The following is a 14,489-nucleotide window of genomic DNA, read 5'->3' on the forward strand; positions in this document are numbered from 1 at the left end:
CTCATAACCCTGCTTTCAAACTTGCTTCGATAAATTGATCCAGGCTGCCATCCAGCACCGCCTGCGTGTTACGGGTTTCAACCCCGGTACGCAGGTCTTTAATGCGGGAGTCATCAAGGACGTAAGAACGAATCTGGCTACCCCAGCCGATGTCGGATTTGTTGTCTTCCATCGCCTGTTTCTCGGCATTCTTCTTCTGCATTTCCAGTTCATAAAGCTTCGCTTTCATCTGCTTCATGGCCTGGTCTTTGTTTTTGTGCTGGGAACGGTCGTTCTGGCACTGCGTCACAATCCCGGTCGGAATGTGGGTAATACGCACCGCAGATTCTGTACGGTTAACGTGCTGACCACCTGCACCCGACGCGCGATAAACGTCAATACGCAGATCTGCCGGGTTGATATCGATATCAATATCGTCGTCAACTTCCGGGTAAACAAACGCAGAACTGAACGACGTATGGCGACGACCGCCGGAGTCAAACGGACTCTTACGTACCAGACGGTGTACACCGGTTTCGGTACGCAGCCAGCCGTAAGCATATTCGCCAGCAATGCGGATGGTCACGGATTTAATACCCGCCACCTCACCTTCTGACTCTTCAATAATTTCAGTCTTAAAGCCGCGCGCTTCAGCCCAACGCAGATACATACGCATCAGCATGCTTGCCCAGTCCTGCGCTTCAGTACCACCAGAACCAGCCTGAATATCGAGATAGCAATCTGCGCTGTCATATTCGCCGGAGAACATACGACGGAATTCCAGCTGCGCCAGCTTGTCTTCCAGGGTATCCAGTTCTGCAACGGCTTCGTTAAAGGTTTCTTCGTCGTCGGCTTCTACAGCCAGTTCCAGCAGGCCGGAGACATCTTCCAGGCCCTGGCTCATCTGGTCGAGCGTATCGACAATCGCTTCCAGAGAGGAACGCTCTTTGCCCAGCGCCTGTGCGCGTTCGGGTTCGTTCCAGACGTCCGGCTGTTCCAGCTCGGCGTTTACTTCTTCCAGACGCTCTTTCTTGGCATCATAGTCAAAGGTACCCCCTAAGAACGTCAGAGCGTTCCGTGAGGTCCTGAATGCGGTTATTTACAGGATTAATTTCAAACATGGTCTGATTTCTTTTATTGGACTAGTCAAAATGCGGTGATAAGAGCGGGATTGTACCCAATCCACAGCACTTTTTATACACAAAATCATTCAAGATGCGTCAAGTCAGCAAGCCCGAAAATCCCCAGGCGCAGAGTTTACTCTGTGACTGGGGGTTGAGGGTGAAGCCAACACACAGACCGCTTTAAGAATGATGTGTATCGCTAAAGTGGCCAGATATTATCGATAATAATTTGCAGACTGCGATTACCGCGGAACTCGTTAATATCCAGCTTGTAGGCCAGTTGCACTTCGCGCACGCCGTTGTCCGGCCAGCAGCTGGTATCGACATTAAATGCAATGCCGTCCAGCAACGGTCCACCGCCCACCGGTTCCACCATCACCTTCAGATGACGTTCGCCCACCAGACGTTGCTGAAGCAACCTGAAGTGCCCATCAAACAGCGGTTCCGGGAACATTTGCCCCCACGGCCCGGCATCGCGCAACATCTGCGCGACTTCCATGCTCATTTCCGCCGCGCTCAGCGGCCCATCAGATACCACCTCACCTTGCAGTAAAGCGGGGTCGAGCCACTCGGTCACCAGTTCACCAAAACGCTGCTGGAAACGCTCAAACTGCGCCTCTTCCAATGACAGACCTGCCGCCATCGCATGACCACCAAACTTAAGGATCATGCCGGGATAGAGGGTATCCAGGCGTTCCAGCGCATCACGCATGTGCAGCCCCTGAATCGAACGCCCGGAGCCTTTTAAGGTTCCATCACCGGCAGGCGCAAAGGCAATCACCGGACGGTGAAAACGCTCTTTGATACGGGAAGCCAGAATGCCGACAACGCCCTGGTGCCACTCAGGGTGATACATCGCCAGCCCGCCGGGAAGGGTCTCGCTGCTACGCTCAAGTTTTTCGCATAGCGTCAGCGCTTCCGCCTGCATGCCCTGCTCAATCTCTTTACGCGTCTGGTTAAGCGCATCCAGTTCATTGGCGAGCACACGCGCTTCACCAATGTTGTCGCACAGCAATAACGCCACGCCGACGGACATATCATCGAGGCGACCGGCCGCATTCAGCCGTGGTCCCAGCGCAAAACCTAAATCACTGGCAGTCAGCTTTTGCGGGTCGCGATTGGAAATCTCAAGCAGCGCTTTAATGCCGGGACGGCACTTTCCGGCGCGAATACGGCTTAATCCTTGCCATGTCAGAATACGGTTATTCGCATCCAGCGGAACAACGTCCGCCACGGTGCCTAAGGCGACTAAATCGAGCAAATCCGCCAGGTTCGGCGGGGCGATACCGCGCTCATCAAACCAGCCCTTATCACGCAGGAAGGTGCGCAGCGCCAGCATCAGATAGAAGGCGACACCAACGCCTGCCAGCGATTTCGACGGAAATTCACAATCGTGCAAGTTAGGGTTAATGATCGCTTTGGCGCCAGGCAGCGTCTCCCCGGGCAGGTGGTGGTCGGTCACCACGACCGGAATATCCAGCGCTCTGGCATGTTCAACACCGGCGTGGGAAGAGATGCCGTTATCCACGGTCACAATCAGTTGCGCGCCGCGAGCATGCGCCTGATCTACCACTTCCGGGCTTAAGCCATAACCATCTTCAAAACGATTGGGCACCAGATAGTCGATGTTACTGCAACCCAACGCACGCATCGCCAGGATGCTCAGCGCCGTACTGGTCGCGCCATCGGCGTCAAAATCCCCGACCACAATAATGCGTGTGTTCTCGCGAAAGGCGTTATAGAGGATCTCAACCGCTTTTTCGACGCCATTCAAATGCTGCCACGGCAACATCCCTTTCACGCTGCGCTCAAGCTCTTGCGCACTGCGCACGCCCCGACTGGCGTACAAACGACGCAGTAAAGGCGGTAAATCCGCAGGCAGTTCCGCTGTCTCGTCGGCTTCACGCCGACGAAGTTGTATCTGTTGTTTCACGCGAATTATTTACCACTGGTCTGTTTTTGGTGCGCATCCAGGAAGGCTTTCATCTCTTTCGGTCCCTGGTAACCCGGAACGACATAGCCGTTGCTCAGGACAATCGCCGGAGTGCCGCTCACGCCAAACTGCACGCCCAGCGCGTAATGGTTAGCAATATCCACATCGCAGGTCGCCGGTTTCACACTTTTGCCAGCCATCGCATCATCAAACGCTTTGTTTTTGTCTTGCGCGCACCAGATGGACTTCATGTCCTGCTCGGCCTGGCTTTCCAGTCCCTGACGTGGGAAGGCCAGATAACGGACGGTGATGCCCAGCGCATTGTAGTCTTTCATCTCTTCATGCAGCTTGTGGCAATAGCCGCAGGTGATGTCAGTAAAGATGGTGATAACGTGTTTTTCCTGCGGCGCTTTATAGACAATCATCTCTTTTTCGAGCGCGTTCAGGTGTTTCATCAGCAGCTGGTTGGTGACGTTCACCGGGCTTGCGCCACTGACGTCATACATTGGACCCTGAATAATATGTTTGCCGTCTTCGGTGACATACAGCACACCGCTGTTGGTCAGTACGGTTTTCATGCCCGCAATCGGAGCGGGTTGGATGTCGGTGCTTTGTACGCCCAGCTTAGTTAATGACTGGCGAATAGCCGCATCGTCTGCATGCACCATGCCTGAAAACGCCGTAGCCAGCAGGGTGAGCATCATAAAACGTTTCTTCATAACCTATCCTTTCCTGTCAGCACTCACGCTCGCGGGTGATGCTGTTGATGTAATTGACGCAAGCGCTCCGTTGCGACATGGGTATAAATCTGTGTGGTAGAGAGATCGCTATGCCCAAGCAGCATCTGCACCACGCGCAGGTCAGCGCCATGATTAAGCAAATGCGTGGCAAAAGCGTGTCGCAATACGTGCGGTGACAGCTTTTCACTGTCGATCCCCGCCAGCACAGCATAGTGTTTAATTCGGTGCCAAAAGGTCTGTCGGGTCATCTGCTGGGCTCGCTGGCTGGGGAACAGCACGTCAATCGACACGCCGTTTAGCAGCCACGGGCGACCATGTTCCAGGTATGTTTCCAGCCAGTACACAGCCTCTTCACCCAGCGGGACGAGCCGCTCTTTGTTGCCTTTACCAATCACCCGTACCACGCCCTGGCGCAGACTCACGTCACTCATCGTCAGTCCCACCAGCTCAGAAACGCGCAACCCTGTAGCATATAGCACTTCCAGCATCGCTTTGTCGCGTAGCTCCAACGGCTGATCAATAAGCGGAGCCTGCAACAACCGTTCGACCTGAGCTTCACTCAGATCTTTGGGTAGACGTTGCGGAAGTTTCGGTGAGGCAAGCGAAGCGCTGGGATCATCATCGCGAAATTTTTCACGGTACAGATGCTGAAAAAAACGCCGCGTTGCGCTCAGCAAGCGTGCAGAACTGGTGGCTTTGTATCCGCCATCCATCCGCTCAGCCAGGAGTGCCTGCAGGTCATCACTCTGGGCTGTCGCCAGCGATACGCCGCGATGGTGTAGCCATTCGACAAGCATCGTCAGATCGCGACGATACGCACTTAACGTGTTTTCCGCCAGATTTCGTTCCAGCCACAAGGCATCAAGAAATTGCTCGATGCGCGCCAGATCCTGTTCCACTCGCGCCCCTCTTCTACTCTCATTTTTGATGCATTATGCCTCATTGCGCCTCTTTGTGCCGAGAATGCAACGATTCTGGTACACTATCCGCAACGCGACAACAGAATTGAGATGTTAACGTAATGAACATGGGTCTTTTTTACGGTTCCAGCACGTGCTACACCGAAATGGCAGCAGAAAAAATCCGCGATATCCTTGGTCCCGAGCTGGTGACATTACACAACCTCAAGGATGATTCCCCGGCCTTAATGGAGCAGTACGATGTGCTCATTTTGGGCATCCCAACCTGGGATTTCGGTGAAATTCAGGAGGACTGGGAAGCGGTCTGGGATCAGCTGGATAACCTCAATCTGGAAGGCAAAATTGTCGCGCTCTACGGCATGGGCGATCAACTGGGATACGGCGAATGGTTCCTGGATGCGCTGGGGATGCTGCACGATAAACTCGTCACCAAAGGTGTTAAGTTTGTCGGCTACTGGCCAACTGAAGGCTATGAATTTACCAGCGATAAACCTGTCATTGCCGATGGACAACTATTTGTCGGCCTGGCGCTGGATGAAACCAACCAGTACGATCTGAGCGATGAACGTATCCAGACCTGGTGCGAGCAAATTCTTGGCGAAATGGCCGAGCACTGGTCCTGAATCTCTTGTGACTGACGGTTAAGGTGCGCAACCTTACCGTCAGTGCTACTTCTGCGCCGCCTGCTGTAACATTAACCGACGCAAATCCCGCCACTCAGCGTCATCCATACTGTCCGCCGCCAGCCACAAATGATGGCGTTTTCCGGCTTCTGAACGCAAACGTAGCATCATGCCCGTTTTAACCATCCAGGGTGCGCTAACGATCGTCCACTCTTGCCCTTGCCAGCGTAAACGCCCATCCATCAACAGTCTGATTTCACCCTGACAGGCGTTAATGCGGCGCTGACTACGGACGCTATCAAACACCACCAGAGAGAGCAGAACCAGCCATAATGGGGTGTAGCTCAACGGCCACGGCATTAATAAAATAAACACCGCCACCAACCCGTGGATGAGCAGCGAAAGCCACTGTGCGCGCCATGAAACGCGTAAATCAGATTGCCACTGGACCACGTTCCCGATTCCGTGTCTGGATGAGCCGTACCATCTGTTCCAGCTGTGCATCAGCCGGTTTTCCGTGGTTCATCAACCAATTAAATAAATCCGGGTCATCGCATTCAAGCAGACGGATAAAGATGCGTTTTTCGTCATCACTTAAGTTGTCATACTCGTGTTCGAAGAACGGCATGATAGAAATGTCCAGCTCACGCATACCGCGACGGCATGCCCAATGAATACGTGCTTTGTTGTTAATATCCATGTTCTTTTCCCTGTCTCGCGAAAACGATGTATCCAGCTATTGTAACGTGTTTTTCACGCACTTTTACGGGAATATCAGTAAACGGAAGCGCGATCGCTAAATAAATCCCCACTAAGTCAAAGGGATCATCTTTTTTGGATCTCTCCTCGCAAAGCGTTACATATGGCACAAATCGGATGTTTAAACCGCTTGCAATGGGCTATAGCTCTTTTACCATTAGTCATTATCACTGCGTTAAGCAAATCAGGACATTATTATGGCTTTTACATCTTTTCCTCCTCGTCAGCCTTGTGCGTCACCCCGTTTGCCTCTGACGCTGATGACGCTTGATGACTGGTCACTCGCCACCATTACGGGTGCTGACAGTGAGAAGTATATTCAGGGTCAGGTCACCGCGGATGTCAGCCAGTTGACCGAGCACCAGCACGTACTGGCCGCCCATTGTGATGCCAAAGGCAAAATGTGGAGCAACCTGCGTCTGTTCCGTCGCGGTGACGGATTTGCATGGATTGAGCGCCGCAGCCTGCGTGACGCCCAACTGACCGAACTAAAAAAATACGCGGTTTTCTCAAAAGTGGTGATTGCGCCTGACGACGAGCATGTGTTGCTGGGTGTCGCGGGATTCCAGGCACGCGCGGCGCTGGCTAACCTTTTCAGCGAACTGCCAACCCGCGAAAAGCAGGTGATTACCGAAGGCGCTTCCACGGTATTGTGGTTTGAACACCCGGCAGAACGTTTCCTGTTAATGACGGATGTCGCAACGGCCGAAACACTGGTTGGGAAGCTGCGTGGTGAAGCAGAGTTAAACAATAGCCAACAGTGGCTGGCGTTGGATATCGAAGCGGGTATCGCGGTGATTGATGCAGTTAACAGCGCACAGTTTATTCCGCAGGCCACTAATCTCCAGGCGCTGGGCGGAATCAGCTTTAAAAAAGGCTGCTATACCGGTCAGGAAATGGTTGCCAGAGCGAAATTCCGTGGCGCTAACAAACGTGCGCTATGGTCTCTGGCAGGCACTGCCAGCCGGGTGCCAGAAGCCGGTGAAGATCTTGAACTGAAAATGGGCGAGAACTGGCGCCGAACGGGTACCGTTCTTGCCGCCGTACAGCTGGCGGATGGCCAGGTACTGGTACAGGTCGTGATGAATAATGACATGGAACCCGACAGCGTGTTCCGCGTTCGCGACGATGCCAATACACTGCATATCGTGCCGCTGCCGTATTCACTGGAAGAGTAAGTCACCGGGGTCGCGGCCACCTTACCGGGTCTACGATTTTTGTAAACCCGGTACGGGCAATGACGACTACGCCTGCCCCACGTACAGATAGATTGCCAGGAAGTGGCAAACGCTACCTCCCAGCACAAACCCGTGCCAGATAGCATGGTTGTAAGGAATGCGTTTGCATACGTAGAAAATGACGCCCAGCGAATAAACGACACCGCCAACCGCCAGTAATGTTACGCCTCCCGCCGCCAGTTTGACCGCCAGTTGATACACCACAATCAGCGACAGCCAGCCCATTGTCAGATAAGTGACCAGCGAAAGAACCTTAAATCGGTGCGCGATAGTCAGTTTGAATAAAATACCGAGTAACGCCAGGCTCCAGATAACGATCATCAGGCCACGCGCCAGCGGAGAATCCAGCCCCACCAGCAAAAATGGCGTATAGGTCCCGGCAATGAGCAGATAAATAGCGCAGTGGTCGAACTTTTTCAGCCAGATTTTTGCTTTTTGATGGGGAATGGCGTGATACAACGTCGAGGCGAGAAACAGCAGGATCATGCTGCCGCCATATAAGCTATAACTGGTAATGGCCATCGCGCTGGCGTTGGTGTCCACAGCCTGAACCAGTAACAGCACCAGCCCGACAATCCCAAACACCAGCCCGATACCGTGACTGATGCTGTTGGCTATTTCCTCAGCCAGTGAATATCCCTGTGCGATTAATGGCTTCTGAACCATAATTTACTCCGGAGAACGAACACTTTCGTGATTGCGCCTCTAGCGTAACTGAGAATGGTTCCAGTGAACACCTGTTAGCTAAAATAAATCCACATTTAAAAATACTCTTTTAAAATCATGTAATTAATTTTAATTTTTCAGCTAACACATGTACAAAATAAATCAAAGGCATTTAAAATCAATCACATAAAACTGTGTCTGGTTCGGATAGATCTCTGAAATCACACGCTTGAGTTCGTCGAGTGTCATATTTTCCTGCCGGGCATGTGTCTCTGTCAGCGTATCCAGCGTGATGGTTGATGTGCCGACAACTTCGATTGTGCAGAAGTAACCGTCATCTTCGAAGCGACCAACCCGCAAAATGTCGCCCGCTTTAAAATGTGATTCGGCTTCATCGCGTATAGTGATGGTTTTGCGTCCGGCCAGAATGTTATCCTGGAAACGCTGAAAAAAAGTGATGTCATTTGGCTGCATGTTATTATTCCTTGTAGATGAAGTCTGATGAGTGAGTTTCGCCATTGTGAGTATGTTCTCCCACGCTGCCATCGCCAGTCTCAACAATCTTGAGATGCTGGTCTATAACTATGTCATCAAAAACCGTGACAAAGTCATGTACATGACCATCCGCGAACTGGCCGATGCTGCAGGCGTTTCCACCACCACCGTGCTGCGCTTTTGTCGCAAGCTGAAGTGTGAGGGGTACTCGGAATTTCGTGTACGCTTCAAATTATATTTAGAACAAAATGAACCACAACAGAGTAATTTCGGTGCCAGCGAAATAATCAGCTTCTTTAAAGGCGTGAATAACGACGAGTTTGATCATTTGCTCGATCAGGCGGTTGATATCATATTATCTTCTGAGCGCATTATATTTGTCGGTGCAGGCACTTCCGGTGCCCTGGCAAAATATGGCGCACGCTTTTTCTCAAACGTCGGTAAATTCAGTAACCACATTGATGATCCTTATTTCCCAGTCACCAATGATATGGCCAGAAACGCATTAGCGATTGTCCTTTCTGTCTCCGGTGAAACCGAAGAGATCCTGCGTTTCGCCAGCCAGTTCAGCCTGCACAACTGTAAGGTACTCTCTGTCACCAGCCATGAGCATTCACGACTGGCGAAACTGGCCGACTTCAATATATCCTGGCATGTTCCCCAGACCCGTATTGCGGGCGTATATGACATCACGACACAGATCCCCGTCATTTATATTCTGGAGTCGCTTGGCCGTAAGCTGGCGAAAAAATTAGCGTAAAAAAAACAATCTGTTTTTTCGAAGTAACAAATCACTTTCACGCTATTTTGTTATATCGTGACATTTATCTCGCCTTTGTTAGACTCAAAATCAGATTGTATTTATTTGAGACTGAGCGCAGATGAAAAAACTAACCTTACCGAAAGATTTTTTATGGGGCGGCGCGGTTGCGGCGCATCAGGTTGAAGGTGGCTGGAACAAAGGCGGCAAAGGCCCGAGCATATGTGACGTTCTGACGGGCGGCGCGCACGGAGTTCCACGTGAAATCACTCAGGACGTTGTGCCTGGCAAGTACTACCCGAACCATGATGCGGTCGATTTTTACGGCCATTACAAAGAAGACATTAAGCTGTTTGCCGAAATGGGCTTCAAATGCTTCCGTACGTCTATCGCCTGGACCCGCATCTTCCCGAAAGGTGATGAAGCCCAGCCAAACGAAGAAGGGCTTAAGTTCTACGACGACATGTTCGATGAACTGCTCAAGTACAATATTGAACCGGTTATCACTCTCTCCCACTTTGAAATGCCGCTGCATCTGGTACAGCAGTACGGGAGCTGGACCAACCGCAAGGTTGTCGATTTCTTTGTTCGCTTTGCTGAAGTGGTTTTCGAGCGCTACAAGCACAAGGTCAAGTACTGGATGACCTTCAATGAGATCAACAATCAGCGCAACTGGCGTGCCCCGCTGTTCGGCTACTGCTGCTCCGGCGTGGTCTACACCGAACATAAAAACCCGGAAGAGACGATGTATCAGGTGCTGCATCATCAGTTTGTTGCCAGCGCACTGGCCGTAAAAGCGGCTCGTCGCATTAACCCGGAAATGAAAGTCGGTTGTATGTTGGCGATGGTGCCGCTGTATCCGTTCTCTTGTAAGCCGGAAGATGTCATGTTCGCTCAGGAATCCATGCGTGAGCGTTATGTTTTCACCGACGTCCAGTTACGCGGCTACTACCCGTCCTATGTGCTTAACGAGTGGGAGCGTCGCGAATTCAACATCAGGATGGAAGATGGCGACGCGAAAATCCTGCGCGAAGGGACCTGTGATTATCTTGGTTTCAGCTACTACATGACCAATGCCGTGAAAGCGGAAGGCGGCAGCGGCGATGCCATCTCCGGTTTTGAGGGCAGCGTTCCAAACCCGCACGTAAAAGCATCCGACTGGGGCTGGCAGATTGATCCCGTTGGTCTGCGCTATGCCTTATGCGAGCTGTATGAGCGCTATCAAAAGCCGCTGTTCATCGTCGAAAATGGCTTTGGTGCTTACGATAAAGTAGAAGAAGATGGCAGCATCAATGATGACTACCGTATCGACTATCTGCGTGCCCACGTCGAAGAGATGATGAAAGCCGTGACCTATGATGGCGTGGATTTGATGGGCTACACACCATGGGGCTGCATCGACTGCGTCTCGTTCACTACCGGTCAATACAGCAAGCGCTATGGTTTTATTTACGTGAATAAGCATGACGACGGCACTGGCGATATGTCACGTTCGCGCAAGAAGAGTTTTAACTGGTACAAAGAGGTGATCGCCAGTAACGGCGAGAAGCTGTAATTCTGCCGAATACTGTGACGGCGCTGCCCCCACAGATAAACCATTTGGGGGCAGCGTGAGCATGCTTTTACATCATTTTTGCAGATAGATCGCGACAGGCATTCATAATCAATATCGAGGTTTCCACTATCTTGTCCTCCGGGAGTTGGAGCTGAACACCACTCACACTGATCGCAGCAATGACCTGTTTTTTATGATCAAATACAGGCGCCGCAATACAGAAAACACCCGGGCAATCCTCTTCATCATCGTAAGCCCAGCCTTTGCGTCTGATTTTGGCAAACTCAGCCATCAGATCACTTTTTTTCGTTATCGTTTTTTCGGTATAACGGGGAAGATTCTCATCCGGTAGCAACGCGTCAATTGTCTCCTGTGGCAGCCAGGCACATAATGCCTTCCCAATCCCGGAACTGTGTAATGGAAGCTTCTTACCTTCCCACGTCCGAATGCTGATAGGATGATGACTTTCCAGTTTAAGTAGATAGATTGGCGATAACTCCTCCAGCACCCCTAAGTGGCAGGTTAACCCGGTCTGATCGCGCACGCGTTCCAGTATGGGGAGCGCAATATTACGAATATCGAATTGCTCCAGGGATTTATTTCCCCACTCATATAATTTAAGTCCCAGGTAAAAACGACCTTTTTCCTGACGGAGGATACGGTGAATGGTGAGCGCATTGAGAAGCGAAGATGTACTGCTTTTCGGCAGTGCAAGATCTTGTTGGATCTGACTGAATGTTGCGCCTGGAGATGTAAACAGGTAGTTGCAGATCTTAATCGTCTTATCAAGCGCAGGCACTGAAGTTGTTGAATTTGTTAACATAATTAAGTTCAATGGCTGGCCAAAAGAATGGGGGGATTATACCTCAATTGGCAAGCATAGTAATACTTGCCTGGGGGCGACATAAAGAATCAGCCACAGATGTGATCTATGGCTGATTTAAGGGGTTACATCTTCAATTCAATGTGTTGGAAGCGTGATTTATGCACCTATAACCGCCCCCAGAGCAAGTACACACACTAACCCGACAATTGACTGTACTGTCACTAATAAACTCCATGTGCGCAGTGTCTGCGGAACAGTCAATCCAAAGTACTCTTTGAACAACCAAAAAGCACCATCGCTTACATGTGAGAAGAACATAGCACCAGTGGTGGTGGAAAGGACTAACAACGCGACGTTCGTATGCGGATTCGCCGCCAGCAACGCTGCCACAATACCCCCAGAAGCAGAAACTGCGACCGTACCAGATCCCAGAGCGATTCGGAACACCACTGCGATGAGCCAAGCAAAAAGCAGCGGGGGAATAGACCATTCAGTTGCCAGATGGCTGACAATGTCGCTCAGGCCAATAGCGGTAAGCATATCCTTAAGTCCGCCGCCGCCGCCGATAATAAGCAGCAGGCCCACAATCGGAACAATACTCTTCTTACAAATAGCGAGGATGTCTTCAGTCTGGAATCCACAACCGCGCCCCAGGAAAATCATCGCATAGGCCAGCGCCAGGCTGAGTGTAATGATTGGATTACTGATTGCCTGCAAACCGTCTTGTAACAGGCCCGCTTGTGAAACAAAGTTAAGCCCAATGGTCCCAACAATCATCAGCGCTGGAGCAATTAGCACCGTGGCTAATGCCGAACCTAATGAAGGTTGTGTTCTTTCTCCATCCAATTCACCAGACGAATGGGCTGGGCCCGTCAAATCAAGTGGTGTTCCTACCGCCAGATGGCGATGCATCAGACGTGGGAACAGGTAGGCACCAACCAGGAGCACAGGAATGCTGATAATCACCCCGTATAGTGTAGTCTCACCAATATTCGCATTGTAAGCCGTTGCCGCAATGATCGTTGCCGGTCCTGGCGGAAGCAGCGCGTGAGCCGTCATCAGCCCGGCAGACATCGGGATTGCAACGGCAAGGACTGGAAGTTTCAGACGTTTGGTGATGGAAAAAACCAGCGGAACCATCAGCACAAATGTCACCTCGAAGAGGTTCGGTAAACCGATGATCAGGGAGACCAGCCCCACACTCAGCGGCATCCACACCATTTTCCGGTTGCCAATGATGATATCGGCAATTTTGTCGCCGCCGCCTGACTGAACCAGCAAGCCGCCAAGCATTGCGCCAAGCCCAATGACCACGCCAGTCACGCCCAGCTGTCCGCCAAAACCATGGGTAAACGTTTTGACCGTTTTTGCGACACCAATACCATTAACCACCCCAAGGAAGATTGACGAGATCAACAACGCAAAAAAGGGGTGTAATTTCAGTTTAGTGATCAGGATAATCAGCAAACCTATCGCGACAACCCCACTGGTAACGACATACGGGGTTGAGTGGATAGAAATGCTAAATATACTGGCGATAATCGGCATACCAACAAACAAAATTAATATAAACAAGGAAATGTAAGTCGTTATAATATTTCCTTTCTCTTTTGATGGGAGAGATAATTGCGCCATTTCTCGATTATTCATGATAGCGTTCCAATAATGATATAAGGTATTATTTATGCTCTTTCGTTCAACACTTATACTTTCTCGTTCTCGACGATAACAACGTTGATAACAAATAAGGCTAATAGCACAGCAATTATATATAGCTTACGTCAGGAAGTATTTTCATAGCGGCCTGTAGGGTGTGGAACCTTAAATACTTTCCTGAACGTTAATTAATACCAATAATTGCTATTTGGTTTTATTTGTTAAGGCCATATTGGCCGCTACGGCGATTGCCCTTTCCGTAGCCAGTGTTTTGGCTATCCCTTTCCCGGCAATATCAAAGGCAGTGCCATGCTCAGGTGTCGTAATGGCATACGGCAAACCACCGGCCACGGTAACACCAACATCAAATGAGTGAAGCTTTGTCGCTATCTGTCCCTGATCGTGAAACAAAGTAACAACCGCATCATATTCATGATTAAAGGCATGAATAAACAACGTATCCCCGGGTACAGGACCATAGATATCCATCCCTTTGGCTCGATATTCATCAATAACTGGGATCAGAACATCGATTTCTTCCGTGCCACACGTACCACCATCACCGGCATGTGGATTCAGTGCTGCTACGGCAATGCGTGGATTGTCATAGCCAGCCATACGCAGAGTGTCATAGCACAACTGAACGGAACGCCCTACATTCTCTGGGGTGATATATTTCACAATATCACGGAATGGAACATGCCCCGTTACGCGGAATACCCAGAGATCGTCCAGCACATTCAGTAAGCCGCGCGGTCTGTCCAGGCATCCCAATTGTTCTGCGAATAAATAGTGTTCATCCTCAATATGCCATCCTCCTTTTTTGAAGGCCTCTTTGTTCAGTGGAGCAAAGACGAAACCGTCAATTTTGGCGGACTTAAGTAATTCCATACAGATAATCAGAGAATCTCCGGTCGCATGTCCTGACACGGTATCAATTGCCCCCATAACAAGGTCAGTAGGGTCATAGTTTTTAAGGTCGATGAGCGGGACTGCGCCATTATCCCAGTTAGCCTGGGATGGATCTGTAATGGTTTCACACGGGAAACTTACGCCTGCGATTTTTTGCCCGAGTGCCAATACTCTGGCATCGCCAATAATAATCGGTTTGCAATATTGATACGCAGTACCATCAGCAATCACTTTTGCAACTAATTCAGGGCCAATACCTGCGGCCTCACCTAAGAAAATACCCAGCACAGGTTTATTTTTCAT

At 50.6% G+C, this 14,489-nt stretch carries 15 protein-coding genes; 4 read left to right on the forward strand and 11 right to left on the reverse strand.

What is annotated here, in order from left to right; genetic code table 11:
- Position 1: 1 nt before the first annotated feature.
- The 4 genes from prfB to xerD form a co-directional block, all read right to left on the reverse strand.
- Positions 2-1,100 (reverse strand): peptide chain release factor 2 gene (prfB, locus tag N7268_RS01340; RefSeq protein ID WP_100194817.1). Its coding sequence is split into 2 segments (ribosomal slippage): positions 2-1,024 and positions 1,026-1,100, totalling 1,098 coding nucleotides; the frame shifts between segments, so codons are not numbered across the junction.
- Between the two features lie 202 nt (positions 1,101-1,302).
- On the reverse strand, positions 1,303-3,036 hold the full coding sequence (gene recJ, locus N7268_RS01345; RefSeq protein WP_260861545.1) for a single-stranded-DNA-specific exonuclease RecJ: 1,734 nt from the start codon (positions 3,034-3,036) through the stop codon (positions 1,303-1,305).
- A 5-nt stretch (positions 3,037-3,041) separates the two neighbouring features.
- Positions 3,042-3,755: a bifunctional protein-disulfide isomerase/oxidoreductase DsbC gene (gene dsbC / locus N7268_RS01350; protein WP_198905890.1), complete on the reverse strand. Its 714-nt coding sequence runs from the start codon at positions 3,753-3,755 to the stop codon at positions 3,042-3,044.
- 23 nt (positions 3,756-3,778) lie between these two features.
- On the reverse strand, positions 3,779-4,675 hold the full coding sequence (gene xerD, locus N7268_RS01355) for a site-specific tyrosine recombinase XerD (RefSeq protein WP_260861546.1): 897 nt from the start codon (positions 4,673-4,675) through the stop codon (positions 3,779-3,781).
- 122 nt (positions 4,676-4,797) lie between these two features.
- Between xerD and fldB the strand changes: the two genes are divergently transcribed.
- Positions 4,798-5,319 (forward strand): flavodoxin FldB, encoded by a 522-nt coding sequence (gene fldB, locus N7268_RS01360; protein WP_260861547.1) that lies wholly within the window; start codon positions 4,798-4,800, stop codon positions 5,317-5,319.
- A gap of 45 nt (positions 5,320-5,364) precedes the next feature.
- Here the strand turns inward: fldB and N7268_RS01365 are convergent, their stop codons facing one another.
- Together N7268_RS01365 and sdhE are read right to left on the reverse strand one after the other, a co-directional pair.
- Complete coding sequence (locus N7268_RS01365) at positions 5,365-5,772, reverse strand: protein YgfX (RefSeq protein WP_198905887.1); 408 nt, start codon at positions 5,770-5,772, stop codon at positions 5,365-5,367.
- Positions 5,753-6,019, reverse strand: a complete 267-nt coding sequence (sdhE, locus tag N7268_RS01370) for an FAD assembly factor SdhE (RefSeq protein ID WP_096755798.1) — start codon at positions 6,017-6,019, stop codon at positions 5,753-5,755. The genes N7268_RS01365 and sdhE overlap by 20 nt, the downstream gene beginning before the upstream one ends.
- Positions 6,020-6,275: 256 nt before the next feature.
- Here sdhE and ygfZ point away from each other — a divergent pair, with 256 nt between their 5' ends.
- Positions 6,276-7,256 carry a tRNA-modifying protein YgfZ gene (gene ygfZ / locus N7268_RS01375; RefSeq protein WP_260861548.1) on the forward strand — a complete coding sequence of 327 codons (981 nt, stop codon included), beginning with the start codon at positions 6,276-6,278 and terminating at the stop codon, positions 7,254-7,256.
- Positions 7,257-7,322: 66 nt separating this feature from the next.
- Here ygfZ and trhA read toward each other — a convergent pair whose 3' ends face one another.
- Together trhA and yqfB are read right to left on the reverse strand one after the other, a co-directional pair.
- Positions 7,323-7,982 carry a PAQR family membrane homeostasis protein TrhA gene (gene trhA / locus N7268_RS01380; RefSeq protein WP_260861549.1) on the reverse strand — a complete coding sequence of 220 codons (660 nt, stop codon included), beginning with the start codon at positions 7,980-7,982 and terminating at the stop codon, positions 7,323-7,325.
- Positions 7,983-8,144: 162 nt separating this feature from the next.
- On the reverse strand, positions 8,145-8,456 hold the full coding sequence (gene yqfB, locus N7268_RS01385) for a N(4)-acetylcytidine aminohydrolase (protein WP_260861550.1): 312 nt from the start codon (positions 8,454-8,456) through the stop codon (positions 8,145-8,147).
- A gap of 52 nt (positions 8,457-8,508) precedes the next feature.
- On the opposite strand from yqfB, the gene N7268_RS01390 reads away from it, so the two are divergent.
- Both N7268_RS01390 and bglA read left to right on the forward strand, forming a co-directional pair.
- The gene (locus N7268_RS01390) at positions 8,509-9,237 is read left to right on the forward strand and encodes a MurR/RpiR family transcriptional regulator (RefSeq protein ID WP_260863514.1); all 729 of its coding nucleotides are present in this window, start codon (positions 8,509-8,511) and stop codon (positions 9,235-9,237) included.
- A 121-nt stretch (positions 9,238-9,358) separates the two neighbouring features.
- Entirely contained in the window at positions 9,359-10,792 is a 1,434-nt protein-coding gene (gene bglA / locus N7268_RS01395) for a 6-phospho-beta-glucosidase BglA (protein ID WP_260861551.1), read from the forward strand.
- A gap of 67 nt (positions 10,793-10,859) precedes the next feature.
- Here the strand turns inward: bglA and N7268_RS01400 are convergent, their stop codons facing one another.
- The 3 genes from N7268_RS01400 to N7268_RS01410 all read right to left on the reverse strand — a co-directional run bounded on the left by N7268_RS01400 (position 10,860) and on the right by N7268_RS01410 (position 14,489).
- Positions 10,860-11,615: an IclR family transcriptional regulator gene (locus N7268_RS01400; RefSeq protein WP_260861552.1), complete on the reverse strand. Its 756-nt coding sequence runs from the start codon at positions 11,613-11,615 to the stop codon at positions 10,860-10,862.
- A 159-nt stretch (positions 11,616-11,774) separates the two neighbouring features.
- Positions 11,775-13,268: a GntP family permease gene (locus N7268_RS01405; protein ID WP_260861553.1), complete on the reverse strand. Its 1,494-nt coding sequence runs from the start codon at positions 13,266-13,268 to the stop codon at positions 11,775-11,777.
- Between the two features lie 210 nt (positions 13,269-13,478).
- Positions 13,479-14,489 (reverse strand): PdxA family protein, encoded by a 1,011-nt coding sequence (locus tag N7268_RS01410; protein ID WP_260861554.1) that lies wholly within the window; start codon positions 14,487-14,489, stop codon positions 13,479-13,481.

This window comes from Citrobacter sp. Marseille-Q6884, from assembly GCF_945906775.1.
Taxonomy (GTDB): domain Bacteria; phylum Pseudomonadota; class Gammaproteobacteria; order Enterobacterales; family Enterobacteriaceae; genus Citrobacter.